This is a genomic window from Streptomyces sp. NPDC012935, from assembly GCF_042900345.1.
Lineage (GTDB): Bacteria > Actinomycetota > Actinomycetes > Streptomycetales > Streptomycetaceae > Streptomyces.
Window position 1 is genome coordinate 119,314 of sequence record NZ_JBIBBC010000007.1, and the last position, 24,996, is coordinate 144,309.

The 24,996-nt window shown below is 71.5% G+C and carries 22 protein-coding genes; 13 read left to right on the plus strand and 9 right to left on the minus strand.

The window, feature by feature from the left end; translation table 11 throughout:
• Window positions 1-215 precede the first annotated feature (215 nt).
• Window positions 216-1,805, plus strand: a complete 1,590-nt coding sequence (gene serA / locus ACFY5C_RS19005) for a phosphoglycerate dehydrogenase (RefSeq protein ID WP_389445608.1) — start codon at window positions 216-218, stop codon at window positions 1,803-1,805.
• Window positions 1,806-1,861: 56 nt separating this feature from the next.
• On the opposite strand, the gene ACFY5C_RS19010 is transcribed toward serA, so the two are convergent.
• Window positions 1,862-3,415: an MFS transporter gene (locus ACFY5C_RS19010; RefSeq protein WP_389445609.1), complete on the minus strand. Its 1,554-nt coding sequence runs from the start codon at window positions 3,413-3,415 to the stop codon at window positions 1,862-1,864.
• A gap of 83 nt (window positions 3,416-3,498) precedes the next feature.
• Between ACFY5C_RS19010 and ACFY5C_RS19015 the strand changes: the two genes are divergently transcribed.
• Window positions 3,499-4,092, plus strand: coding sequence for a TetR/AcrR family transcriptional regulator (locus ACFY5C_RS19015; RefSeq protein ID WP_389445610.1), 594 nt, complete (start codon window positions 3,499-3,501; stop codon window positions 4,090-4,092).
• Here ACFY5C_RS19015 and ACFY5C_RS19020 read toward each other — a convergent pair.
• The 5 genes from ACFY5C_RS19020 to ACFY5C_RS19040 all read right to left on the minus strand — a co-directional run bounded on the left by ACFY5C_RS19020 (window position 4,046) and on the right by ACFY5C_RS19040 (window position 10,300).
• The gene (locus ACFY5C_RS19020) at window positions 4,046-4,750 is read right to left on the minus strand and encodes an ATP-binding cassette domain-containing protein (RefSeq protein ID WP_389445612.1); all 705 of its coding nucleotides are present in this window, start codon (window positions 4,748-4,750) and stop codon (window positions 4,046-4,048) included. The genes ACFY5C_RS19015 and ACFY5C_RS19020 overlap by 47 nt on opposite strands.
• The gene (locus tag ACFY5C_RS19025; RefSeq protein WP_389446106.1) at window positions 4,747-5,712 is read right to left on the minus strand and encodes an ABC transporter ATP-binding protein; all 966 of its coding nucleotides are present in this window, start codon (window positions 5,710-5,712) and stop codon (window positions 4,747-4,749) included. The genes ACFY5C_RS19020 and ACFY5C_RS19025 overlap by 4 nt, the downstream gene beginning before the upstream one ends.
• Before the next feature lie 13 nt (window positions 5,713-5,725).
• Window positions 5,726-7,474, minus strand: coding sequence for an ABC transporter permease subunit (locus tag ACFY5C_RS19030; RefSeq protein ID WP_389445614.1), 1,749 nt, complete (start codon window positions 7,472-7,474; stop codon window positions 5,726-5,728).
• Window positions 7,475-7,491: 17 nt separating this feature from the next.
• Complete coding sequence (locus tag ACFY5C_RS19035; RefSeq protein ID WP_389445616.1) at window positions 7,492-8,991, minus strand: ABC transporter substrate-binding protein; 1,500 nt, start codon at window positions 8,989-8,991, stop codon at window positions 7,492-7,494.
• A 103-nt stretch (window positions 8,992-9,094) separates the two neighbouring features.
• Window positions 9,095-10,300 carry a PucR family transcriptional regulator gene (locus tag ACFY5C_RS19040; protein ID WP_389445618.1) on the minus strand — a complete coding sequence of 402 codons (1,206 nt, stop codon included), beginning with the start codon at window positions 10,298-10,300 and terminating at the stop codon, window positions 9,095-9,097.
• Window positions 10,301-10,473: 173 nt separating this feature from the next.
• Between ACFY5C_RS19040 and ACFY5C_RS19045 the strand changes: the two genes are divergently transcribed.
• Both ACFY5C_RS19045 and pruA read left to right on the plus strand, forming a co-directional pair.
• Window positions 10,474-11,400, plus strand: a complete 927-nt coding sequence (locus tag ACFY5C_RS19045) for a proline dehydrogenase family protein (RefSeq protein ID WP_389445619.1) — start codon at window positions 10,474-10,476, stop codon at window positions 11,398-11,400.
• Window positions 11,401-11,584: 184 nt separating this feature from the next.
• The gene (gene pruA, locus ACFY5C_RS19050) at window positions 11,585-13,216 is read left to right on the plus strand and encodes an L-glutamate gamma-semialdehyde dehydrogenase (protein ID WP_389445620.1); all 1,632 of its coding nucleotides are present in this window, start codon (window positions 11,585-11,587) and stop codon (window positions 13,214-13,216) included.
• 84 nt (window positions 13,217-13,300) lie between these two features.
• On the opposite strand, the gene ACFY5C_RS19055 is transcribed toward pruA, so the two are convergent.
• The gene (locus tag ACFY5C_RS19055) at window positions 13,301-13,507 is read right to left on the minus strand and encodes a DUF5988 family protein (RefSeq protein WP_389445622.1); all 207 of its coding nucleotides are present in this window, start codon (window positions 13,505-13,507) and stop codon (window positions 13,301-13,303) included.
• An 84-nt stretch (window positions 13,508-13,591) separates the two neighbouring features.
• On the opposite strand from ACFY5C_RS19055, the gene ACFY5C_RS19060 reads away from it, so the two are divergent.
• Together ACFY5C_RS19060 and ACFY5C_RS19065 are read left to right on the plus strand one after the other, a co-directional pair.
• The gene (locus ACFY5C_RS19060) at window positions 13,592-14,149 is read left to right on the plus strand and encodes a GNAT family N-acetyltransferase (protein ID WP_389445623.1); all 558 of its coding nucleotides are present in this window, start codon (window positions 13,592-13,594) and stop codon (window positions 14,147-14,149) included.
• 258 nt (window positions 14,150-14,407) lie between these two features.
• Window positions 14,408-14,548 carry a hypothetical protein gene (locus tag ACFY5C_RS19065; RefSeq protein ID WP_107083653.1) on the plus strand — a complete coding sequence of 47 codons (141 nt, stop codon included), beginning with the start codon at window positions 14,408-14,410 and terminating at the stop codon, window positions 14,546-14,548.
• 23 nt (window positions 14,549-14,571) lie between these two features.
• Here ACFY5C_RS19065 and ACFY5C_RS19070 read toward each other — a convergent pair whose 3' ends face one another.
• The gene (locus ACFY5C_RS19070; RefSeq protein ID WP_389445625.1) at window positions 14,572-16,146 is read right to left on the minus strand and encodes a purple acid phosphatase family protein; all 1,575 of its coding nucleotides are present in this window, start codon (window positions 16,144-16,146) and stop codon (window positions 14,572-14,574) included.
• Between the two features lie 142 nt (window positions 16,147-16,288).
• Between ACFY5C_RS19070 and ACFY5C_RS19075 the strand changes: the two genes are divergently transcribed.
• A complete protein-coding gene (locus ACFY5C_RS19075) occupies window positions 16,289-17,332 on the plus strand; it encodes a 3-isopropylmalate dehydrogenase (protein ID WP_389445627.1) in 1,044 nt (347 codons plus the stop codon).
• A 274-nt stretch (window positions 17,333-17,606) separates the two neighbouring features.
• Complete coding sequence (locus ACFY5C_RS19080) at window positions 17,607-18,713, plus strand: branched-chain amino acid aminotransferase (RefSeq protein WP_389445629.1); 1,107 nt, start codon at window positions 17,607-17,609, stop codon at window positions 18,711-18,713.
• Here the strand turns inward: ACFY5C_RS19080 and ACFY5C_RS19085 are convergent.
• Window positions 18,710-20,161 carry a cytosine permease gene (locus tag ACFY5C_RS19085; protein WP_389445630.1) on the minus strand — a complete coding sequence of 484 codons (1,452 nt, stop codon included), beginning with the start codon at window positions 20,159-20,161 and terminating at the stop codon, window positions 18,710-18,712. The two genes, ACFY5C_RS19080 and ACFY5C_RS19085, sit on opposite strands and share 4 nt — an antisense overlap.
• 129 nt (window positions 20,162-20,290) lie before the next feature.
• Here ACFY5C_RS19085 and ureA point away from each other — a divergent pair, with 129 nt between their 5' ends.
• Genes ureA through ACFY5C_RS19110 form a run of 5 tightly spaced genes read left to right on the plus strand, consistent with a single transcriptional unit; the run spans window position 20,291 to window position 24,889 of the window.
• Window positions 20,291-21,004: an urease subunit gamma gene (gene ureA, locus ACFY5C_RS19090; RefSeq protein ID WP_389445632.1), complete on the plus strand. Its 714-nt coding sequence runs from the start codon at window positions 20,291-20,293 to the stop codon at window positions 21,002-21,004.
• Window positions 21,001-22,713, plus strand: a complete 1,713-nt coding sequence (locus ACFY5C_RS19095; protein WP_389445634.1) for an urease subunit alpha — start codon at window positions 21,001-21,003, stop codon at window positions 22,711-22,713. The genes ureA and ACFY5C_RS19095 overlap by 4 nt, the downstream gene beginning before the upstream one ends.
• Before the next feature lie 20 nt (window positions 22,714-22,733).
• The gene (locus tag ACFY5C_RS19100; RefSeq protein WP_389445635.1) at window positions 22,734-23,786 is read left to right on the plus strand and encodes an agmatine/peptidylarginine deiminase; all 1,053 of its coding nucleotides are present in this window, start codon (window positions 22,734-22,736) and stop codon (window positions 23,784-23,786) included.
• A 9-nt stretch (window positions 23,787-23,795) separates the two neighbouring features.
• On the plus strand, window positions 23,796-24,287 hold the full coding sequence (locus ACFY5C_RS19105) for a hypothetical protein (RefSeq protein ID WP_389445636.1): 492 nt from the start codon (window positions 23,796-23,798) through the stop codon (window positions 24,285-24,287).
• A 56-nt stretch (window positions 24,288-24,343) separates the two neighbouring features.
• Window positions 24,344-24,889 carry a TetR/AcrR family transcriptional regulator gene (locus ACFY5C_RS19110; RefSeq protein ID WP_389446108.1) on the plus strand — a complete coding sequence of 182 codons (546 nt, stop codon included), beginning with the start codon at window positions 24,344-24,346 and terminating at the stop codon, window positions 24,887-24,889.
• Window positions 24,890-24,996: the final 107 nt, after the last annotated feature.

Consider the following 24,996-nt stretch of genomic DNA (forward strand, 5'->3'; position numbering starts at 1 on the left):
GCCGGAGCACGCTGCTCCGGCCCCGTTGTCCAACCCGTCGCATCACGGACGGGTGATCCTTCCGAAGAGGCGCAGGACGACCTCTGTCACGGCACTAGACTGCCGTAATAAATACGCGTCAGGCCCACAGCGTCGTGCGTCTTCCACGCGGCAAGCCCCCTCCACCGCATGCGGCCGTCGGGACGGCCGTCCGCAATGGACATGTGAGGACTCACGTGAGCTCGAAACCCGTCGTACTCATCGCTGAAGAGCTTTCGCCCGCGACCGTGGACGCGCTTGGTCCGGACTTCGAGATCCGGCAGTGCAACGGCGCCGACCGGGCCGAGCTGCTGCCCGCCATCGCCGACGTCGACGCGATCCTGATCCGCTCCGCCACCAAGGTCGACGCCGAGGCCGTCGCCGCCGCGCGCAAGCTCAAGGTCGTCGCACGAGCCGGCGTCGGCCTGGACAACGTCGACGTCTCCGCCGCCACCAAGGCCGGCGTGATGGTCGTCAACGCCCCCACCTCGAACATCGTGACCGCCGCCGAGCTCGCCTGCGGTCTCCTGCTCGCCACCGCCCGCAACATTCCGCAGGCCAACGCCGCGCTGAAGAACGGCGAGTGGAAGCGCAGCAAGTACACGGGCGTCGAGCTGGCGGAGAAGACCCTCGGAGTCGTGGGTCTGGGCCGGATCGGCGCCCTCGTCGCGCAGCGCATGTCGGCCTTCGGCATGAAGGTCGTCGCCTACGACCCCTATGTGCAGCCCGCGCGGGCCGCGCAGATGGGCGTCAAGGTGCTGTCGCTGGACGAGCTGCTCGAGGTCTCCGACTTCATCACCGTCCACCTGCCCAAGACGCCCGAGACCCTCGGCCTGATCGGCGACGAGGCGCTGCGCAAGGTCAAGCCGAGCGTGCGCATCGTCAACGCCGCGCGCGGCGGGATCGTCGACGAGGAGGCGCTGTACTCCGCCCTCAAGGAGGGCCGGGTCGCCGGCGCCGGTCTCGACGTCTACGCGAAGGAGCCCTGCACGGACTCCCCGCTGTTCGAGTTCGACCAGGTCGTCAGCACCCCGCACCTCGGCGCCTCCACCGACGAGGCGCAGGAGAAGGCCGGTATCGCCGTGGCCCGCTCGGTGCGCCTCGCTCTCGCCGGTGAGCTCGTGCCCGACGCGGTCAACGTCCAGGGCGGCGTCATCGCCGAGGACGTCAAGCCGGGTCTGCCGCTCGCCGAGCGCCTGGGCCGCATCTTCACGGCGCTCGCCGGTGAGGTCGCGGTCCGCCTCGACGTCGAGGTGTACGGCGAGATCACCCAGCACGATGTGAAGGTGCTGGAGCTGAGCGCCCTCAAGGGTGTCTTCGAGGACGTCGTCGACGAGACGGTGTCGTACGTCAACGCCCCGCTGTTCGCCCAGGAGCGCGGCGTCGAGGTGCGGCTGACGACCAGCTCGGAGGCGACCGACCACCGCAACGTCGTGACCGTGCGCGGCACGCTCGCGGGCGGCGAGGAGGTGTCGGTGTCCGGCACGCTGGCCGGCCCCAAGCACCTGCAGAAGATCGTCGCGGTCGGCGACTACGACGTGGACCTCGCGCTCGCCGACCACATGGTCGTCCTGAGGTACGAGGACCGTCCGGGCGTCGTCGGCACGGTCGGCCGGGTCTTCGGCGAGGCGGGCATCAACATCGCCGGCATGCAGGTCTCGCGTGCCGTCGCCGGTGGCGAGGCGCTGGCCGTCCTGACGGTCGACGACACGGTGCCCGCCGGGGTGCTGACCGAGGTCGCCGAGGAGATCGGGGCGACGTCGGCCCGTGCGGTGAACCTGGCCTGAGCTTGCCGTGACTGGGGGCTGCCGCCCCCCGCATCGGCCCTGAACGGGCCTCGTCCTCAAACGCCGGACGGGCTTAGGTGACTCGGCTCGTCCGGCGTTTGGCATGCGCGCTCCCCAAGCTCGACCCGGCGCAGCGCGACCGTGGCCATGATGGCCGCCCCCGCCAGCAGTACCGCGCCCGCGATCGCCGCCCCCTGCATCCCGCTGGTGAAGGCCTCCCGGGCGAGCGGGGCCAGACCCGGCACCCGGTCGGCGACCGCCAGCGCTGAGCCCAGCGTCTCCTGGGCAACGCCCGGAGCCGAGGCGGGGATCTCGTGGCGGTAGATCGCCGTACCGATCGAACCGAGCACCGCCATGCCCATGGCGCCGCCGAACTCGCCGGCGGTCTCCATCAGGGAGGACGCCGAGCCTGCCCGTTCCACCGGGGCGGTGCTCATCGCGAGGTCCATGATCTGGGACATCACCACGACGCCCCCGACGGCGAGGACCGCGCACGACGTCAGCACCAGCCACAGCGAGTCCGTACCGGCGAGGGCGAGCAGCGCGAACCCGGCCGCGGAGATCGCGAAGCCCGCCGTGACGACGTAGGCATGGTTGACGCCCCGCTGCACCAGCTGGGTCGCGACCGGCCCGGCCACACCGATCGGCACCGACGGCAGCAGCGCCCACAGGGCCGCCTCCAGCGCGCCCTTGCCGAGCACCGACTGCAGGTACTGCGTGGTGAAGTAGGCCGAGCCCATCACCCCGAACATGCAGACGAGATTCAGGACGACCGACGGTGCGAAGCCCCGCCCCCGGAACAGGGCCGGGGAGATCATCGGTGAGGCGGCCGTGCGCTGGCGGTGCACGAAGAGCGCCGCGAACAGCAGGCCGACGGTGATCGAGACGACGTAGCGGACGTTGAAGCCCTCGGAGGGGATCTCCTTCAGGCCGTAGATCACGGGGAGCACGGCCGCCAGGGAGAGCGGGACGCTCAGCCAGTCGAAACGGCCGGGGGAGGGGTTCTTCGACTCGGGGAGCAGCAGCGGGCCGAGGACCAGCAGCAGTGCCATCGCCGGCAGGTTGACCAGGAAGACCGAGCCCCACCAGAAGTGCTCGACCAGCACGCCGCTCATCACCGAGCCGAGGGCGATCCCGGCGGTCATGACGCCGGACCACACCCCGATCGCCTTCGCGCGCTGGCCGGAGTCGGTGAACATCGTGCGGAGCATGGCCATCGTCGACGGCATCAGGGTCGCGCCGCCGATGCCGAGGATCGCGCGGGCCGCGATCAGCATCTCGGCGCTGCTCGCGTACGCGGCCAGCAGCGAGGCGGTGCCGAAGGCGGCGGCGCCGATCAGCAGGAGCCGGCGGTGGCCGATGCGGTCGCCGAGCGAGCCCATCGTCATCAGCAGGCCGGCCAGCACGAAGGCGTAGATGTCGAAGATCCACAGCTGCTGGGTGCCGCTCGGCTCCAGGTCCGCACTGATCGACGGGATGGCGAAGTAGAGGACGGAGACGTCCATCGAGACCAGCAGCAGCGGCAGCATCAGCACGCCGAGAGCGGTCCATTCGCGGCGTCCGGCGCCGGGAGAAGAAGGCGTGGTGGTGCTCGTCGGGTTGGTTGTCATGACGGTGAATGTACGCGCGTATTAAACGGCTGTCTAGAACGGCTGTATAGGACGGTTGTATGACTCGGCGGTAGGGTGGGGGCATGGGACACCGTGAGGATCTGCTCGAGGGCGCCAAGCGCTGCCTGCTCGACAAGGGGTTCGCGCGCACGACGGCGCGGGACATCGTCAAGGAGTCGGGGACCAACCTGGCCTCCATCGGCTACCACTACGGCTCGAAGGACGCGCTGCTCGCCCAGGCGTACGTGTCGCTGGTCGAGGGGACGAGCGATGCCTTCGAGGGCGACGAGGTCACCGGGGGCACCGCGGTCACCGCCGAGCCCGGCTCGCTCGAACGGTTCCGCGAGGTGTGGTCGAACATCATCGGCACCATGAGCGGGCCCGGCTCCATGTGGCGGCTCAGCATGGAGATCGTCGTCATGGGCGACCAGCTGCCGGAAGTCCGCGACCATCTGGCGGTGGCTCAGCGGGAGGCCTGTCGCGGACTGATTCCGCTGCTCATGGGCGGACGGGAGGAGGACGTCCCGGAGGAGACCGTGGACACCCTCGGCAGGTTCTACGTGACCCTGATGACAGGTCTCATCGCGCAGTGGATGTTCGACCCGAAGACCGCGCCCGGCGCGGATCAGCTCACCGAGGGCCTGCGCCAGGTACTTCAGGCCGCCACTCGGAAGTGACCCGGCCGTCCCGCATCTCGATCACCCGGTCCGCGAAGTGCCGTACGACCGCCCGGTCATGGCAGATGAACAGGTACCCGAGGCCGAGGTCGTCCTGCAGGCCGGCGAGCAGGTTCAGCACCCCGGCGCGCACCGACGGGTCGAGGGACGACACCGGTTCGTCCAGGACCAGCAGGCGTGGTTCCGAGGCCAACGCGCGGGCGATTCCGACGCGTTGGCACTGGCCGCCGGAGAGTTCGTGCGGGCGGCGGTCGCCGTACGACGGGTCCAGGCCGACCCGGTCGAGGAGTTCGGCCACCTGGCCGGGGGTGGGCCGGCGGCCCTGGACGCGCAGTGGTTCCGCCACCGCGTCGCGGATGCGGTGGCGGGGGCTGAGTGAGCCGTAGGGGTCCTGGAAGACGGGCTGCAGGCGCGGGCGGATCGGGCGCAGGTCGCGTTCGGTGAGGGTCGTCAGCTCCCGGCCCTCGAAGCGGACTTCACCGGCATCCGGGCGGCGCAGTTGAAGGACCGCCAGGGCGGTGGAGGACTTGCCACAGCCGGAAGGGCCGTTCAGGGCGAGGGTCTCGCCGGCGGCCAGGGTGAAGGAGACGTGGTCGACGGCGGTGACGTCGCCGTAGCGGACCACGAGGTCGCGGACGTCGAGCAGGGCCTCACTCATGCGGGCTGCCGCTCCTCGTCATCGGTCAGGAACAACTTCGTGGCCGGGTGGGGGAGTTCCGTCCAGCGGTCACAAGCCACCAGACGTCCCCGCACCTCTTGCGGCTCCGGTTCCTTCGCCCGGCAGGCGTCCGTCGCCAGCGGGCAGCGCGGGGTGAAGGCGCAGCCCGGTGGGAGGGCGCCCGGGACGGGTGGGGTGCCGCGCAGGGCGGGGAGGCGGCGGCCGGGGGGTGCGTGCTGGGGGAGGGCGGCCAGCAGGCCGGCCGTGTACGGGGCGCGGGGATGGCTCAGCACCCCGTCCGCCGGGCCGAGTTCGGCGAGGCGCCCGGCGTACATGACCAGCACGCGGTCCGCGTGGTCCCGTACGGCGTCCATGTCGTGTGTGACCAGGACGAGCGCGGCACCGGCGGCCTCCCGCCGCTCGGCGAGCACCCGCAGCACCTGGTCGCGGTGCTCCTCGTCCAAGGCGGTGGTGGGTTCGTCGGCGACGACTATGTGGGGCTCGTTGATCATCGCCATGGCGATGACCACGCGCTGCCGCATGCCGCCGGAGTACTCGTGTGGATACGCCCGCGCCTTGCGGGCTGCGTCCGGGATGCCGACCCGGTCGAGCGCGGCGACCGCCCGGGCGCGGGCCTCCTTGCGGGAGACGCGGGTCACCGACCGTACGGCGGCGGCGAGTTGATCGCCGACCCGGTGCACGGGGGAGAGGGCGGACAGGGCGTCCTGCGGGACGAGCGAGATTCGGCGGCCGCGATGGGCCGAGAGGTCCGGCTCGATCGTGCCGCCCGTCGTCGCGCCCCGAGGCAACATGCCCATCAGCGCCCGTGCCGTGAGGGACTTGCCCGCGCCCGACTCGCCGACGATCGCGAGGACTTCGCGTGGACGGACGTCGAAGGACAGGCCGCGCACGGCCTCGACGCCGTCGAAGGCGATACGCAGGTCGCGTACCGAGAGGAGCATCTCGGGTCTGTTCTCAGGCTCCAACGGGGGTCTCCTTTCGTACGGCACGTGCTCCCCGGCCCGGTACCGCCGCCGCTCCCGTGACCGCCAGCCCTGCCAGCAGGGCCAGCGCGACGGCCGGGGCCAGGGCCGCCCACGGGGCGCGTTCGACGTAGGCGCGCGACTCGTCGAGCAGCAGGCCCCACTCGGGCGCCGGCGGCTGTGCGCCCAGGCCCAGGAAGCCGAGGGAGGCCAGGGCGAGCGCGATACCGGGCAGGCGCAGCAGGGCGTGGCGGGCGACCGGGGCGGCGACGGACGGCAGGACGTGCCGGGTGAGGATCCAGAACGGGGTCGCGCCCATGGCCCGTTGGGCGGAGAGGAACGCCGACGCGCGCACCTCCTGCACCAGCGCCGCCGCGTGCGCGGACAGCGCGGGCCACGAGATCAGCGCGACGGCGAGGGCCGCGCCGCCGGTGCCGGGACCGGTCGCCGCCGCGACCAGGATGCCGACGATCACCGGGGGCAGGGCGTTGGCGATGTCCGCGGCGCCCGCCGCGATGCCGGGCAGGAATCCCAGCGCGAGCGCGAGCAGCAGGCTCAGCGCGCAGATGGCGGCGGCCGTGCCCACGGTCGAAGCGGCCCCGTGGCCGAGCCGGGCGAGCACGTCCCGGCCGAGTGCGTCGGTGCCGAGCGGGTGCGCCCAGGAGGGGGCGGCGAGGCGGGCTGCCGTATTGACCGTGTACGGGTCCCGCAGCAGGCCCCAGCCGATGGTCACCGCGAGGACGGTCAGCAGTGCCGACGGGATCGCCGGGTGGGTACGGACCGGGCGGGCCGGAGGCAGTGTCAGTCCGGCGTCCCGCAGGGCGGAGCCGAGCAGCCGGCGCCGGGTGAGCGCAGCCGCCGCGCCGGCGACCAGGCCGAGCAGCAGCAGTGCCAGCACCGAGCCTTGGAGCAGCGGCAGGTCCTGCGACTTGGCCGCGCCCAGCGCGGTACGGCCGATGCCGGGCACCGCGAACACCAGCTCGACGGCGACCGCGCCGCCGGTCAGGCCGACGGCGACCATGCCGAACTGCGGTACCAGCGGCGGCAGTACGCGCTTGAGGGCGGCCGTCGAGATCGTCGTACGGCTCACCCCCGCGCCCCGCCACAGCTCCACCCACCGTTCGTCGAGGACCGCGGGCAGCGCGTCCGCGACCAGTCGGCCGAGCAGGCCGCCCGCCGGGACGCCGAGGGCGAGCGCGGGCAGCACCAGGTACTCGGGGCCGGCCCATCCGGCTGTCGGCAGCCAGCCCAGCCACACCCCGCAGACCAGCAGCGCGACGGTGGCCAGCAGGAACTCTGGTACGGCGGCGAGCATGGCGGCGAAGGCGCCGGCCGACCCGCGAGCGCGCACCAGCACCGGCGCCACCAGCACGGCCGCCAGCGCGACCGCCACGCCGAGCGCCGCGCCCATCAGGCCCAGCGACACCTGGAGGCCGGCCACGACGGACGGCAGCACGTCGGTGCCCGACACCCAGGAGGTGCCGAAGTCGCCGCGCAGCAGGTCCGAGGCCCAACTCGCCAGCAGGGAAAGGGGACCGGCGTCCAGCCCGAGATCCTCGCGGATCGCGGACAGGGCCTCCCCGGTCGCCTCCTGCTCGGCCGACCGGGCGCGCAGCACGGTGAGCGCCGGGTCCTTGCGGGAGAGCCAGGGGAGCAGGCCGACGGTGGCCAGGACGGCGACCAGGCTGACGAGGCGGGTCAGGGCGGCGGGGCCGATCGGCTTCCTGGCGGCGGACCCCATGTGACGCGGGCGGAGCTTCACCTGACGTACGTGTCCGCCGTGACGAGCTCCCGCTCGCGCGGGTCGTGGGCGGCGTCGACGACACCGGCGGCGTCACCCTGGACCACCCGCTCGTGGAGCATCGGCACGGCCGCGTCCGCGGCGAGCACGGCGGCCTCGGCCGCGACGATCGCGGCTCGGCGGGCATCGCCGACCTCGGCGTCGGACGCCTTCTTCAGGGCTGCGTCCACGTCCTTGTCCGCGAAACGGGACAGGTTGAAGGTGCCGTCGGACGCGAAGTCGCTGTAGAGGTAGGCGGCAGGGTCGCCGGAGTCGAGGACGGTGGCGCGGGAGAGGACGAAGGCGTCGAACCTGCCCGCGAGGGCGTCGGCCTCGATGTTGGTGTACTCGCGGACGTCGAGCCTCACCCTGAACCCGGCCTTCTGGAGTTGCTGTTGCAGCGTGGCGGCGACCTCTGGCATCTCGGCCCGGTCCGTGTACGTCCCGATGGTGATCGCTTCGCCGTCCGGCGCCCCGGCCTCGGCGTCCCGCGTCACCGGCCCGCGCAGCTCGGCGGCCCAGGGGAGTGCGGGCCCCAGCAGCCCGTCGGCGACGTCGGCGCGACCCTCGTACACGCCCTTGACGAGCGCCTCGGCGTCGATCGCCTCGCGGGCCGCCGCCCGCAGCGTGGCGTCCTTGAAGGGGCCCTTTGCGGTGTTCAGGTACAGCGTGTTGGTGCGCGGCATCGGGACCTCGGTGATCAGGTCCGGGTCGAGGACCGCGGCCTGTGACACCGGTATCGCCTCGACGATGTCGGCCTCGCCGCTGCGCAGGGCCGCCGCGCGAGCCGTGCCGTCGGGGACGAAGGTCACGTCGATCCCGGGTGCCTTGGCCTTGTCGCCCCAGTAGGCGTCGTAGCGGTCGAGGGTGGCGGAGGCGGTGCCGTTGACCTTCGTGAGCTCGAAGGGGCCCGTGCCGGCGCCGACCGGGTCGACCGTTTTCCCCCGGTACGCCTTGGCCGCCAGGACCGACAGCTGCGGCGAGCTGAGGCGCTGCGGGACGAGGGGGTCCTCGGTGGTGGTCGTGACGGTGAGGGTGTCGGTGTCCGCGGCCTTGGCGGTCAGGTCCACGCCGTCGAGGATGCGGGGCTTGGGGGAGGCGGTGGCGGCCCTGGTGAGGGAGTCGGCGACCGCCGCGGCGGTGAGCTCGGTGCCGTCGTGGAAGGTGACACCGCCGCGTATCTCGAAGGTCCAGGTACGGCCGGACTGCTGCCACCGGGTGGCGAGCGCGGGCAGCGCGTCGCCGTCCTCGTCCAGCTTCACGAGGGTCTCGGCGGTCGACCAGCGCGACAGCTTGAACGCGTCGTCGGACAGCGGGGACAGCCCGGAGCGCGGGGGCTGCATCATCGCGACCCGGACGCGCTTGCCGCCGGCCCCCGCGTCCTCGGCGGACTCCGCACCGGCGAAGCAGCCGGTGAGCAGCGCGGAGGCCGCGGCGAGGGCGGTGGCGGGGAGCAGGAGGCGGGTGGGCAGGCGCACGGGGCCCTCCGGGTAAAAGGGTGGTCAAGAGAGCGGTTGCTGTGGACCCTAGCATGATGACAATCATTTCCAATAGCCGCCCGGGGCTGTCAGCCCGGCATGGCTAGAGCCGTGCGCCCTTCAGCGCCATGTGCAGCAGCAGCCGGTCCTCGCCGTCGTCCAGGTCCAGGCCCGTGAGCTGTTCGACGCGGGAGAGGCGGTAGTACAGGGTCTGGCGGTGGATGCCGAGTTCGGCGGCGGTGCGGCCGGCCTGGCCCGCGCGGTCGAGGTAGATCTCGGCGGTGCGGGCGAGTTCGTGGTGGGCGGGGGAGAGGAGCTGGGCGATTGCGGGGTCCCGGGTGGCCTCCGGGGGGAGGGACGTCAGCAGGCGGTACGGGCCGATGTGCGCCCACTCGGCGACCGGGCCGAGGCGGGGTTCGGCCAGCGCGGCGCGAGCCGCGGCCGACGCCTCCTGCCAGGTGACGGCGAGGTCGGCGAGGCCGGAGCGGGGTGCGCCGATGCCGGCGGCTCCCCGTACCGCGCCCTCCTTGAGCAGCCGGGACGCCGCCGCCTGGGCCGGCGTCCGTACCTCCGGCGAGCGCAGCCGGACCAGGATGGCGAGGCTCTGCCCGCTCTCCCCCCACGGCACCGTGCACAGCGCCGTCGCGTGCGGCACCGTACGGACGGAGGGGGCGTCGTCGGGGTCGGCGGACGGCCACGGGGCTACGCAGACCACGGTGTGCGTGCCCTCGCCCCGCGGGCCGAGCGCCGTGCGCAGGGCCGCCAGTGCCTGGTCCCCCTGCCAGCCCCGCTCCGCGGTCAGCGCGGCCCGCAGTTCCCGGCTCAGATCCGCCCCGTGCTGCGCCTCGTCGGCGAGCAGTGCCCCGATCCGGGCGGTCACCTCCATGGCGGCCGACAGCTGCTGGTCCGTGGGGCCCGGATCGTAGTCCAGCAGCCAGACGTAACCCAGGACCACTCCCCGGTGGCGTACGGGGAGGCAGACGCGTCCCCGGTAGACGCCCGCCTCCGGAGTGGGCGGGATGCGTACCGGGCCCGTCGCCCGGGTGATGCCGAAGCCCTCGAACCACGTCCGCACCGCCGCCGTGGAGCGCCGCGTCAGGATCGAGCGGGTGCGGACGGGATCCAGGGCGGACGCGTCGAGATCGCCCTCACTGTCGTACGCGCCGAAGGCGATCAGCTCGAAGTCGCGGTTCTCCAGCGTGGCGGGCGCGCCCAGCAGCTCGGAGATCTCGTCGACCAGCTCCTGGTAGTCGTCCTTGTGGTCCTTGTGGTCCTTGAATTCCGGCGTCACCCGGGCATTCTCCCGCATTCTCGCGCAGCCTTCATACATCTGTCTGAGATCTGTGGCACGGATGCGTGACAGCTGTCGATGGCCGCCGTTCGGAGGGATCCTTAGGTTTCACGGTGGTTCTCCGTGCCGTACCCGGAACATCACTTATCGGGGTGTCGGCCGTCATTCGGCAGTGTTTGTGGAGGTGCCCCGTGCTGGGTCCCGTGATTCTCGCCGCGTCGCGCAGCGACCGGATGCGACGCCTGATCTCGGCGGCCCCGGTGACCAAACAGGTCGTCGACCGGTTCATCCCCGGCGAGACCGTCCACGAGGTCGTGCCGATCATCGAGGAGCTCACCGGCAACGGCCTGGAGCTGACGATGGACGTCGTCGGCGAGGACATCACCCGCCCCGAGCAGGCCGAGGCCGCGCGGGACGCCTACCTGGCGCTCGTCGACCGGATCAAGGACCTGGAGCTCGGCGAGCGCGTCGAGATGTCCGTCAAGCTCTCCATGTTCGGCCAGGCGCTTCAGGGCGGTCACGAACTCGCGCTCGCCAACGTCCGCCCGGTCGTCGAGGCCGCCGCCGCCATCGGTACGACGGTCACGCTGGACGCGGAGGACCACACCACCCTCGACTCGATGTTCGCCATCCACGAGGAGCTGCGGAAGGACTTCCCGCAGACGGGCTGCGTCATCCAGGCCTACCTCTTCCGCACCGAGGCCGACGCCCGCCGCCTCGCCGCGAACGGTAGCCGCGTGCGGCTCGTCAAGGGCGCCTACAAGGAGCCCGCCGAGGTCGCCTACCAGCAGAAACAGGAGATCGACAAGGCGTACGTCCGGATCCTCAAGGTTCTGATGGAGGGCACCGGGTACCCGATGATCGGGTCCCACGACCCGCGCCTGATCTCCATCGCCCAGGAGCTCGCCCGGCGCGCCGGGCGCAAGCTGGACGAGTACGAGTTCCAGATGCTGTACGGGATCCGCAGCGACGAGCATCTGCGGCTGGCCGCGGAGGGCCACCGCATGCGCGTCTACACCGCCTACGGCACCGACTGGTACGGCTACTTCATGCGGAGGCTCGCGGAGAAGCCGGCGAACCTGCGCTTCTTTGTTAGGAGCATGATCACCCGTGGCTGACGCACGAAGCTGTGCCGCGCCGTCGGCCGGGGGTCCAGGGGTTGTCCCCCGGGAAAGCACAGCATGCGGCGGCTCGCGGAGAAGCCGGCGAACCTGCGCTTCTTCCTCCGCTCGATGGTCAGCAAGGGCTGAGCCCCGACACAACGGCTCGCAACACACCGCTCAGTAAGGAGTTACGGAACCCATGGACGCTGTGACCCAGGTCCCCACCCCCGTCAACGAGCCGGTGCACGGCTACGCCCCCGGCTCGCCCGAGCGCGCCCGGCTGGAGGCCAAGCTCAAGGAGCTGGCCGAGAACCCGATCGACCTGCCGTGCACCATCGGCGGCGAGCGGCGGCTGGGCGGTGGCGAGCGCTTCGACGTCGTGCAGCCGCACAACCACAAGGCCCGCCTCGGCACCTACGGCAACGCCACCCAGCAGGACGCCCAGGACGCCATCGACGCGGCCCTCGCCGCCGCGCCGGCCTGGCGCGCGATGTCCTTCGACGACCGCGCGGCGATCATCCTGCGCGCCGCCGAGCTGCTGTCCGGCCCGTGGCGCGAGACGCTGGCCGCCTCCACCATGCTCGGCCAGTCGAAGACCGCCCAGCAGGCCGAGATCGACACGCCCTGCGAGCTGGTCGACTTCTGGCGCTTCAACGTCAAGTACGCCCGTGACCTGCTCGCCGAGCAGCCCCCGGCGAACTCCCCGGGCGTCTGGAACCGCCTGGACCACCGCCCGCTGGAGGGCTTCGTCTACGCGATCACGCCCTTCAACTTCACGGCGATCGCGGGCAACCTGCCCACCGCGCCCGCGCTGATGGGCAACGTCGTGGTGTGGAAGCCGAGCCCGACGCAGACCCACGCCGCCGTGCTGCTCCTGCAGCTGCTGGAGGAGGCGGGCCTGCCCAAGGGTGTCATCAACCTCGTCACCGGTGACGGCATCGAGGTCTCCAAGGTCGCCCTCGAGCACCGCGACCTCGCCGGCATCCACTTCACCGGCTCGACCAAGACCTTCCAGTACCTGTGGAAGACGGTCGGCAACAACATCGAGAAGTACCGCTCCTACCCGCGCATCGTCGGCGAGACCGGCGGCAAGGACTTCGTCGTCGCCCACCCGAGCGCCGACAAGGCGGTGCTCAAGACCGCGCTGACCCGTGGTGCCTTCGAGTACCAGGGCCAGAAGTGCTCGGCGACCTCCCGGGCGTACATCCCGGCGTCGATCTGGAACTCCGGCTTCAAGGAGGAGTTCGCGGCCGAGGTCGACTACATCACCATGGGCGATGTGACGGACCTGTCGAACTTCATCGGCGCGGTCATCGACGAGCGGGCGTTCGCCAAGAACAAGGCGGCGATCGACCGGGCGAAGCAGGACCCGACCTGCACCATCGTCGCGGGTGGTTCCTACGACGACTCGGTCGGCTACTTCGTCCGCCCGACCGTCGTCGAGTGCACCGACCCGGAGAACGAGGTCTTCACGACCGAGTACTTCGGCCCGTTCCTCGCCGTGCACGTCTACGAGGACGACAAGTACGACGAGATGCTGGAGCAGATGGAGTCGGTGTCCGCCTACGCGCTGACCGGCTCGGTCATCTCCGGCGACCGGGCGGCCGCGGCGTACACGATGGACAAGCTGCGCTACGCGGCCGGCAACTTCTACATCAACGACAAGTCGACCGGCGCCGTCGTCGGCCAGCAGCCCTTCGGCGGCGGCCGCGCCTCCGGCACCAACGACAAGGCCGGCGCCCCGCAGAACCTGATGCGCTGGACGCTGACCCGCGCCATCAAGGAGACGCTGGTCGCGCCGACCGACTACGCGTACCCGCACATGGGCTGACACCGCACCTGGGCTGACACCCCAACTCAACGCGAAGGGCCGGGTCTTGACGGACCCGGCCCTTCGCCGTGCGCGGAGAGTGCGCTACTCGGCGATCTCCGTCCGCTCCCACCACTCGTAGACCGGCAGCGCGCCCTGCGGGGTGTTCTCCTGGCGCGAGGTCGGCCTGAAGTGCTCGTATCCACCGCGGAGCTTGATCTTCACATCCGGACCGGGAGACGGGGCTCCGACGATCCGCTCGGGCAGATCCTCGGGGCCGCCCTCGAGGAACACTTTCGACGTGTCGTTCATGACCTCACCGTTCCCCTGGACGTGACCCCGTCTCCCGGGCGGCGCGGAGGATCAGCCGAGTGGGCGATGCCGAATACTGGTGGGATGACCACCGACGCACCGGCGGGCACCCCGCGCACCGCGCACACCGCCGACCTCACCCCCGCCGAACTGAGCGCGATCCGCGCCCTGTTGGACGACGCCTTCGAGGGGGACTTCTCCGACGAGGACTTCGAGCACGGGCTCGGCGGTGTGCATGCCCTCGTCCAGGACGACGCCGGGCGGATCGTCGCGCACGGTTCGGTGATCATGCGGCGGGTGCGGTACCGGGACCGGTGGCTGCGGGTCGGGTACGTCGAGGCGGTCGCCGTGCGGCCCGATGCGCGGCGGGCCGGGTTCGGGGGCCGGGTGATGACGGAGCTGGAGCGGGTCATCGACCGGGCGTACGACGCCGGGATGCTGTCCGCGAGCGACGAGGGGGCCGCGCTGTACGCCGCTCGCGGCTGGGAGGTGTGGCGCGGCCGGGTCTGCGCGCTGGGGCCGGAGGGCGTCGTGCATCTGCCGGACGAGGAGGGCACGACCTTCGTGCGGCCCGCCCTCGCCGGTGCGCTCGATCCCGCCTGCGAGCTCGTCTTCGACTGGCGGGACGGGGACGTGCTCTGACGGGCGAAGATGGAAAGCCCAGGTCAGTGGGGTGTGACCTAGTCCACCGTCTCAGATAGTAGGAAGTCCGAGTAATTGTGGAGACAGACGCGCCGTCCTCCCTTAGCTTTGTAGGAGCCGAACGTCTCGCTCGATCAAGCGAATGGCGGTCGTGAGCCGGGCCCCTTGCAGGCAACCCCTGCGGCACCGCTCCCCGCCCCATCCGGCGTCTCGTATCCCCTGTCTGCACTCCCGGATTGTCGAAGGAGTCGATTTCCCATGGCCGAGACGACCGCCCGCCGCCGAGTCCGTCACCTCTCCCGTACGAGCGAGTCCGACCGCAAGAACGCCGCCGCGGCCCTCCAGCGCGCCCTCGACCGCAGGGACAACGGCGGAGCCACCGGCCACCAGGCGGCCTGACGCCGCGCCGCACCTCAGGTCGGTCAGCCGCCTCGCCGCACCTCGAAGTGGTCGATGCGCTCCCCGTTCTGCGCCAGGGCCGACACCTTCAGCCGGGGCTTCGTGCCGCCCTCCGCCTCCACGGTGAGGAAGGAGAAGCCCCGGTAGCGCACCCGCGACCACTGCACGCTCTCCGCCTTGGTGTCGCGTGACCTGGTCCACTTGAAGGTGTCGACCGACTCGCGCTCGGTCACATGCCCCTCGTAGCTCTCCTCGACGCCCGCGGGGAAGCCGTACAGCTCCTTGCCGCCCCCGCCCGCGGTGACGTACACGATGCCGTCCCGTGTCGGGTCCGTGGCGGCGCCGATGGGTACCTGCCTGCCGACCTCGCCGTTCTTGATGGCGTCCGTCCGCTCGTAGACGTGGTTGTGCCCGTTGATCACCAGGTCCACCTGGTGCCGGGCGAACAGCGGCACCCACTCCGCCCGCACACCCCCGTCGGACGCGTGCGAGGACGTCGAGTACGCGCAGTGGTGGAAGAAGACGACGATGAAGTCGACGCCGTCGGCCGCCCGAAGCTCACCGAGCCGCTCGTCCAGCCACTTCGTCTGACGGCCGTCCGTGTGGCCCCGGTTGGCGGGAATCTCGTACGACACGTCGTTCGCGTCCAGCGCCACGACGCCGACGTTGCCGTAGGTGAAGGAGTACACGCCCGGGGCCGTACGGGAATCGAAGCCGCTGTCCGGCAGGGACCAGCGGGCCAGCTGACCGCCGTAGCCGTCCGGCGAGTACCAGGCCTCCATGTCGTGGTTGCCGGTCGTCACCATCCACGGCACCGACCTGGCCACCGACTCGGTCTGCCGGAGGTAACCGTCCCAGAAGCCGGGGTCGTAGGCGTCCGACTCCTTGCCCAGCCCCTTGACGTTCGCGTAGCAGATGTCCCCGGCGTGCAGGTGGAAGGCCGGGTTCTGGCCCAGCAGGAGCTTGTCGTTGGTGGCGGCCGCCTCGCTGACGCCCTGGTCGCCGAAGGCCGTGAAGGTGAAGGTCTCCGGGCTCGCGGGAGCCGTGCGGAAGGAGGCGATCGTCGCGCGGTTCTTCGGCGCCGCCGGGTCGAAGCCGTCATGGCCCACGCCGTAGTAGTACGTCGTGCCGGGGCGCAGCGAGTCCAGTGCCGCGTGGACGTAGTACTGCTCCAACGCCGCACGGATGCCCTGCAGTTCGGGGGTGTACAGATCCCGGATCTCGGCGTCGATCCTGCGGCTGAGGTCGTCCGGACGCAGGCCGATCCGGACGTACGGCTTCTTCACCGCGGCCGGTACCTGCCAGGAGATCCGCATCTGCGACTTCGGGTCGGCGCCGAAGGCGAGATGGCGGCCGAAGGGGGCGACGGCGGAGCCCGGCACCTTCGTCAGGGTGGACGCCGGCGCCGAGACGGAGGGCTTCGCACCGGGCGTGCCCGGCCCCGACCCCGAGCAGCCCGTCAGCAGACCGCCCGCCACCGCGCCCGCCGTCACCAGCGTGCGGCGACGGGTCAGTTTCGTACGCAGGTACTCGTGCTGTTCCGCCATGCTCATGCGGCGGGCGAGCTGGGGCGGGATGCCGAAGTCGGGGAGGTCCATGCTGGGAAAGTTCCCAGCACAGGCCAACGCCCGCCATACGTACGGGTGAACGCCGGTCGACACGCAAACGCCGTCCCCCATCGGGGTGTCCGTATCGCGGACATCGTGTGTCATCCCATGGGACGAGGAGTAGGGTGCCGACATGTCTCGCAGCCTCAATCTCGCAGTGATTCCCGGTGACGGCATCGGCCAGGAGGTCGTGGCCGAAGGCCTGAAGGTCCTCTCCGCCGTCCTTCCGCAGGATGTGAAGCTGGAGACCAAGGAGTACGACTTCGGCGCCAGGCGCTACCACGCCACGGGTGAGACCCTCACCGACGCCGACCTTGACGCCCTCAAGAAGCACGACGCGATCCTGCTCGGCGCGATCGGCGACCCGGGCGTGCCGTCGGGCGTCCTGGAGCGCGGCTTCCTGCTGAAGCTCCGCTTCGCCTTCGACCACCACGTCAACCTGCGTCCGTCGAGGCTCCTGCCGGGTGTCGCCACGCCCCTCGCCGGGCAGCCCGAGATCGACTTCGTCGTGGTCCGCGAGGGCACCGAGGGCCCGTACACCGGCAACGGCGGCACCATCCGCAAGGGCACCGAGCACGAGGTCGCCACCGAGGTCTCCGTGAACACGGCCTTCGGCGTCGAGCGCGTGGTCCGTGACGCCTTCGCCCGCGCGCAGGCCCGCCCGCGCAAGAAGCTCGCGCTGATCCACAAGAACAACGTGCTGACCTTCGCCGGTCACCTGTGGACCAACGTCTTCAACAAGGTGGCCGAGGAGTTCCCCGAGGTCACCACCGAGTACATGCACGTCGACGCCGCGACCATCTATCTGGTCACCCAGCCCGAGCGGTTCGACGTCATCGTCACCGACAACCTCTTCGGCGACATCATCACCGACCTCGCCGCGGCCGTCTCCGGCGGCATCGGCGTCGCCGCGTCCGGGAACATCAACCCGTCCGGCGCGTTCCCGTCCATGTTCGAGCCGGTCCACGGCTCGGCCCCGGACATCGCCGGGCAGGGCAAGGCCGACCCGACCGCCACGGTCCTGTCCGTCGCCCTGCTCCTGCGCCACCTCGGCTACGACGCCGAGGCCGCCCGCATCGACGAGGCGGTCTCCGCCGACCTCGCCGAGCGCACCGGCAAGCCCGCCCGCAGCACGTCGGAGATCGGCGACGCGCTGGCCGTACGAGTAGCCGGCTGACGCCCGTCGCGCTCCTCGAACAACTTTCGAAGCCGTCGGGTCACTCGCACCCGGCGGCTTCCCCATGTCCGCCGCCGGGTGACACCATCAACCCCTGGATCGCGATTTCGCGCCGATCACGTCGAACAGGCCGATTTCTTCCACGGCACCCGCTTGAGATAATCGAACGCGGAGCCGCGGTACGAAGGAATGCTCGGACGTCCTAGCACTGGCCACAGGCAGTACTGGTGTGATCGCGGCCCGCCACAACGAAACCGGTGAAGGACATCTACTCATGACGACGCCCACGATCGAGCTCAAGCCGTCCGCCAGCCCGCTCGCCGCCGCAGACCGCGAGGCGATACTGGCCAACCCCGGGTTCGGCCGCCACTTCACCGATCACATGGTGACGATCAAGTGGACCGAGGGTCGCGGCTGGCACGACGGCCAGCTCGTGCCGTACGCGCCGCTCTCCCTCGACCCCGCCACGATGGTCCTGCACTACGCACAGGAGATCTTCGAGGGCCTCAAGGCCTACCGTCAGCCCGACGGGTCCGTGGCCACGTTCCGTCCCGAGAAGAACGCCCAGCGCTTCCAGTCCTCCGCCCGCCGGCTCGGCATGCCCGAGCTGCCGGTCGAGACGTTCATCGAGGCGTGCGACGCGCTGGTGAGCCAGGACCAGGCCTGGGTCCCGGAGCACGGCGGCGAGGAGTCCCTCTACCTGCGCCCGTTCATGTTCGCGACGGAGGTCGGCCTGGGCGTGAAGCCCGCGAGCGAGTACCTCTTCATCGTCATCGCCTCCCCGGCCGGCGCCTACTTCCCGGGCGGCGTCAAGCCGGTGTCCATCTGGGTCTCCGAGGACCACGTCCGCGCCGTGCCGGGCGGCATGGGCGACGCCAAGACGGGCGGCAACTACGCCGCCTCCCTGCTGGCCCAGGCCGAGGCCGCCGCCGAGGGCTGCGCCCAGGTCTGCTACCTGGACGCGGTCGAGCGCAAGTGGGTCGAGGAACTCGGCGGTATGAACCTGTACTTCGTGTACGGCGCTGCGTCCGATGAGAAGCCGGTGATCGTCACCCCGTCCCTCACCGGCTCCATCCTGGAGGGCGTCACCCGCGACTCCCTCCTGGCCGTCGCCCGTGACCTCGGCTACGAGGCCGAGGAGGGCCGCGTCTCCGTCGACCAGTGGCAGCGCGACGCGGAGAACGGCACCCTCACCGAGGTCTTCGCCTGCGGTACGGCCGCCGTCATCACCCCGGTCGGCACCGTGAAGCGCACCGGCGCCCAGTGGCGGCAGGGCGACGGGGAGCCCGGCGAGGTCACGATGAAGCTGCGCCAGGCTCTTCTCGACGTCCAGCGGGGCAAGGCCGAGGACAAGCACGGCTGGATGCACAAGCTGGGTTAACGCTCGGCCTTGACCGTCAGGGCCGCCGTGGCCTCCGAGTCCGCGGCGGCCCTTTCACGTACGAGAGCGGCGTCGGCGATCGTCAGCAGCACGTACGCCACACCCCCCACCAGCCCCGACAGCAGGAAACTGCAGTCCACCCCGCCGGTCAGGGTCAGCAGCGGACCCTCGTACGACGGGAGGGAGACGGCCAGCAGGCCGACCGTCGCGCCCAGCGCCCACGCCACCGTCGCCGGGACGTTCCAGCCGGCCCGGTACCAGTAGATCCCGCCCCGCGCCCGGCGGTTGAAGACCTGGAGGGCCTCCGCGTCGTACACGCCACGGCACCGGGCGAAGCCGATCAGGGTGACGACCGCCCACGGGGTGCCGATCGCCGTCAGCAGCAGGACGAAGGACGTCATCGCGTCCTGCGCGGACGAGTAGTAGTGGCCGACGAAGACACAGGCGGTGGCGATCACCGCGACCGCGTACGTCGCCGTCGCCCGGGAGGCGCGCGGCAGGATGGCGTCCAGGTCGAGGCCCATGGAGTAGAGCATCAGGCCCGCGTTGCCGACCGACCCGGCCGACGCGGCCAGCAACAGGGGGACCAGGTACCAGCCGGGGGAGGCGGAGACCAGCGGCCCGGCGTAGTCGAGGGCGGCCCCCGCCGCGTACGCCGTGAAGGTGCCGAAGAGCTGGGGGATCAGCAGGCCGAGACAGAGGCCGAGCCACGTCGCGTGCAGCACCCGGCGTGAGGAGTGGCGGGCCGGGGAGATGTAGCGGGTGTAGTCGCCGAGGAGGGTGATGAAGGCGATCGGCCCGGACAGGCCCGCAGCCACCGTCGCCAGGAACCAGGTGGGCCAGAAACCGCCCAGCAGGTAACCGCCCGCCTCCGGCAGCGGGCCGGTCGTGAAGTGCGGGGCGTAGGCGATCACGCCGAGGACCAGCAGGGCCGTCATGCCGATCGCGAGGACACGCGACATGGCGAGCAGCACGCGGTAGCCGTACACCGCGCCCGCGACGGTCGCCGCGGCCAGCAGCCCGTAGACCACGCCGTACGAGGTCCCGCTCGCCGGCAGTCCTGTCAGCCGGCCCAGCACGCCGACCATCACATCGCCGCCGATCCACACCGTCAGGGCGGTGTAGCCGAGGGCCAGCAGCAGGCCGACCACCGAGCCGACCAGGCGGCCCCGCACGCCGAACTGGGCGCCCGAGGACGTGGACAGGTTCGTCGCCGTGCGCAGTGAGATCAGGGCGAGCGGGGCGGTCAGGGCCGTCCCGGCCACCGTGCCCACCACGATCGAGCTGACCGACGCCCACCAGTCCAGGCCGAACGACGGCGGCAGCCAGCCGAAGACGATCACTCCGAGACAGAGGTTGGACCCCAGCAGGATCGAGACGAGATCCCGGGGCCCGCTCGTGCGTTCCCCATCGGGGATGGTGTCGACTCCGCGCTGTTCCATCGGCATATTGGTCTCCCTCGGTTAGAACGACGTTCAATGTGATGTGTCCTAACCTCTGCCGTCAAGGTTCCGGTTGCATCAATCTGGTGTTTAGAGTGATGCTCTAAAGCGAGGAAGACAAGGAGGTGCCGCGTCGTGAGACTGACCCCGACGGAACGTGACCGGCTGCTGCTCTTCGGAGCCGCCGAACTGTCCCGGGCCCGCCGGGCCAGAGGGCTCAGGCTGAACGTGCCCGAGGCGACCGCGCTCATCGCGGACACCGTCTGCGAGGCCGCCCGGGACGGGGCCCGGCTCGCCGAGGCGATCGAGCGTGCCCGGTCCGTGCTCGGGCCGGACGACGTGCTGCCGGGCGTGGCGGACGTCGTCACCGAGGTGCATGTCGAGGCCGTCTTCGACGACGGCTCGCGACTGGCGGTCGTGTCTGACCCCATCGGTGGCGGCGGACTCGCGGACCAGGGCCCGGGCGCGCTGCTGCCGGGGCCCGAGCACGCCGAGCCCGAGGCGGTCCTGCGGGTGATTGTGACGAACACCGCCACCGTGCCGGTCTCCGTCACCTCCCACTTCCACTTCTTCGAGGCCAACCCCCGCCTGGACTTCGACCGCGGCGCGGCCTACGGCATGCGGCTCGCCGTCCCGGCCGGGTCGTCGACGCGCTTCGGGCCGGGGGAGAGCGTCGAGGTCGGGCTGGTCCCGATCGGGGGCGAGCGGATCGCGATCGGGTTCGCGGGGCTCGTCGACGGGGCGCTGGACGCGCCGGGCGCCCGCGAGGAGGCACTGCGCCGCGCCGCCGCCTGCGGCTATCTCGGCGTATCGGACATACCTGATCAGGAGCAGGAGGTCGAACGATGAGCCGTCCCGGAGGGCACCCGGCGGAGGCCCGCCGCCTCACCCCGTACGAGTACGCGGCCACCCACGGCCCCCGCGCCGGCGACCGCATCCGCCTCGGCGACTCCGGCCTGACCATCCGCGTCGAGTCGGACTCCCAGCGCTACGGCGACGAGTTCCTCGCCGGATTCGGCAAGACCGCCCGGGACGGGCTGCACCTCAAGGCCGCCGCCGTGCGGGAGACCTGTGACGTGGTGATCAGCAACGTCGTCGTGATCGACGCGGCGCTGGGGATCCGCAAGGTCTCCATCGGCATCAGGGAGGGCCGGATCTGCTCGATCGGGCGGGCCGGGAACCCCGACACCCTCGACGGTGTCGACGTCGTGGTCGGCACCGGCACGTCGATCGTGTCTGGCGAGGGGCTCATCGCCACCGCCGGGGCCGTCGACACGCATGTGCACCTGCTGTCGCCGCGCGTCATGGAGGCCTCGCTCGCCTCCGGCGTGACCACGATCATCGGGCAGGAGTTCGGGCCGGTGTGGGGCGTCGGCGTCAACTCGCCGTGGGCGCTGCGCCACGCGTTCAGTGCCTTCGACGCCTGGCCGGTCAACATCGGCTTTCTGGGGCGCGGTTCCTCGTCGGAGCCAGCCCCGCTGGTCGAGGCCCTCGCCGAGGGCGGCGCGTCCGGCTTCAAGGTCCACGAGGACATGGGCGCCCACACCCGGGCGCTGGACACGGCCCTGCGTGTCGCCGAGGAACACGACGTCCAGGTCGCCCTGCACAGCGACGGCCTGAACGAATGCCTCTCGGTCGAGGACACCCTGCGCGTGCTGGAGGGCCGCACCATCCACGCCTTCCACATCGAGGGCTGCGGCGGCGGGCACGTCCCGAACGTGCTGAAGATGGCCGGCGTGCCCAACGTCATCGGCTCCTCCACAAACCCGACTCTGCCCTTCGGCCGGGACGCGGTCGCCGAGCACTACGGCATGATCGTCTCCGTCCACGACCTCAAGACCGACCTGCCCGGCGACGCCGCCATGGCCCGCGACCGCATCCGCGCCGGGACGATGGGCGCCGAGGACGTGCTGCACGACCTGGGCGCGATCGGCATCACCTCCTCGGACGCGCAGGGCATGGGGCGTGCGGGCGAGACCGTCCGCCGTACCTTCGCGATGGCCGGGAAGATGAAGGCAGAGTTCGGCGCCCCGGACGACGGCGACGACAACGAGCGCGTCCTGCGCTACATGGCCAAGCTGACCATCAACCCGGCCATCGCGCACGGCCTCTCGCACGAGGTGGGGTCGATCGAGACCGGCAAGCTCGCCGACATCGTGCTGTGGCGGCCGGAGTACTTCGGTGCCAAGCCGCAGCTGGTGCTGAAGTCCGGCTTCCCCGCCTACGGGGTGGTCGGCGACCCCAACGCGGCCACCGACACCTGCGAACCCCTCGTCCTGGGACCGCAGTTCGGGGCGTACGGCGCCACGCCCGCCGACATCTCCGTCGCCTTCGTCGCGCAGGCCGCCGTCGACCAGGGCAACGACACCATGCCGACCCGGCGCCGCAGGGTCGCCGTGCGCGGCACGCGCGGCATCGGGCCGGCCGACCTGCGCCTCAACTCCCGTACCGGGGCCGTCGACGTGGACCAGCGCACCGGTCTGGTCACCCTCGACGGCGAGCCGCTGCGCTCCGAGCCGGCGGACTCGGTCTCCCTCAACCGCCTCTATTTCCTGTGACGTTCAGACAAGGACCCGCCATGACGACCCCCGCCGCCGACGGCTTCCGCATGCCCGCCGAGTGGGCCCCGCACGAGCGCACCTGGATGGCCTGGCCGGGACCCAACCCGACCTTCGAGGACCCGGACGACCTCGCGGCATCCCGGATCGCCTGGGCGTCCGTCGCCCGTGCGGTCCGCCGCTTCGAGCCGGTGACGGTGGTGTGCGGCCCCGGCCAGTCGGCGGAGGCCCGCGCGCTGCTCGGCCAGGGCATCGAGACGGTCGAGCGGGACCTCGACGACGCCTGGATGCGTGACATCGGCCCGACCTTCCTGACCAGCGCCGAGGGCGAACTCGCCGCTGTGGACTGGACGTTCAACGGCTGGGGTGCGCAGGACTGGGCCCGCTGGGAGCACGACGCGAAGATCGCCGCGTACGTCTCCGACCTCGCGGGGTCGGCCAGGACGTACGCCTCGGAACTCGTCAACGAAGGCGGCGCGATCCACGTCGACGGCGAGGGCACCGTCCTGCTCACGGAGACGGTCCAGCTCGGCCCGGAGCGCAACCCGCACTGGACGCGCGAGCAGGTGGAGGCCGAGATCCACGCCCACCTCGGCACCCGCAAGGCGATCTGGCTGCCCCGCGGCCTGACCGGCGACTACCCGCCGTACGGTTTCGGCACCCTCGGACATGTCGACATCGTCGCCGCGTTCGCCCGTCCCGGTGTGGTCGTCGCCCATGTGCAGCCGGACCCCGCCCACCCCGACCACGAGCTGACCAAGGAGATCGTCGGTCTGCTGAAGTCGCAGACGGACGCCCGGGGCCGCCGCCTCGAGGTCGTCGAGGTGCCCGCGCCGACCGTCCTGGAGGCGGACGGCCACTGGGCCGACTACTCCTACATCAACCACTACCTCTGCAACGGCGGCGTGGTGCTGTGCGGTTTCGACGACCCGCGTGACGAGATCGCGGCCGGCATCTTCCGCCGGCTGTTCCCGGAGCGGACGGTGACGCTCGTGGACGCCCGGACGGTCTTCGCCGGCGGCGGGGGCATCCACTGCATCACTCAGCAGCAGCCGAGGGCCGGGGTCAGGTAGAACGTACGGGTGAACGTACTGCTCTGCGCCACCTGCGGAACCCGGCTGACCGAGCCGGTCCGGCAGCTCGACGAGATGCCCGCGTACCCCGGCTGGGACGGGCTGCCGGGCCCGGACGGCCGGCGGCACGGTCCGCCCAGCGTGCCGCGCGGGACGTTCGTCGTCGATCCGCTGCCGTTCGGGGCGCCGTTCGAGCCGGTCGGTCCCGACGAGGAGTACGACGGTGTCGTGCCCGGCGGCATGTGGAAGTCCGATGCGCGGGGCTTCCTGGTCTCCGCCGGGCCGCGCGGCACCTACGTCCTGCACCCGGACGACGTCGTGGACATCGCCCCGCACTCCGACCCGCACCGGCTCATCGGCTGCTGCGGGCCGGACGGCCAGGCGGGGGTCAACCATGTCTGCGGCTGCGGGGCCGAGGTGGCGATCGTCGCCACCGACTGCACGAGCGGCTACGAGACCCGGCTCGTACCCGACGCCGTCCGTGTGGAGGCCGTCGCGTGACCGCCGCCCGCCGCCGTACCCCCGCCCCACCCCGCGAGGACGTCCTCGCCGCCGCGATGGCGATGATCGCCGAACGCGGCCTGGAGAAGCTCACCATGGCCGCCCTAGGCCGGGCGGTCGGCATGAGCAGCGGCCATCTCCTCTACTACTTCCACTCCAAGGACGAACTGCTGCTGCGGACCCTGGAGTGGAGCGAGGGCCGGCTCGGTGCCGAGCGCGGGCGGCTGCTCACCCGGACCGCCTCCGCCCGCGAACGCCTCGACGCATACGTAGACCTGTACGTCCCCGACGGCCACCGCGATCCCCACTGGACGCTGTGGCTGGAGGTCTGGAACCGCTCGCAGAACGCCGACGACGACGCCCGCGACCGCCAGGCCGCGATCGAGGGGGCCTGGCACCGGGACCTGGTGGCGCTGCTGGCCGAGGGGGTGTCGAGAGGCGAGTTCCGGGCGGTCGACCCGGACCGCTTCGCCGCCCGCCTGCGGGCTCTGCTGGACGGCTTCTCCATCCACGTGGCCATCGGGCTGCGCGGCACGGACCGGGAGACGATTCTCGGCCACGTACGGGAGTTCCTGGACGACGGCCTCCTCGCGGACGCCTGACCTCGCGCCCGGGTTGTACGCAATAAGACCGATTGACCCTGTGGTCGGTGATGCGTTTGCCTCAGGGGGAACTCCCGGCGGGGGCCGGGGGTGAAGCGTCGGCGGGG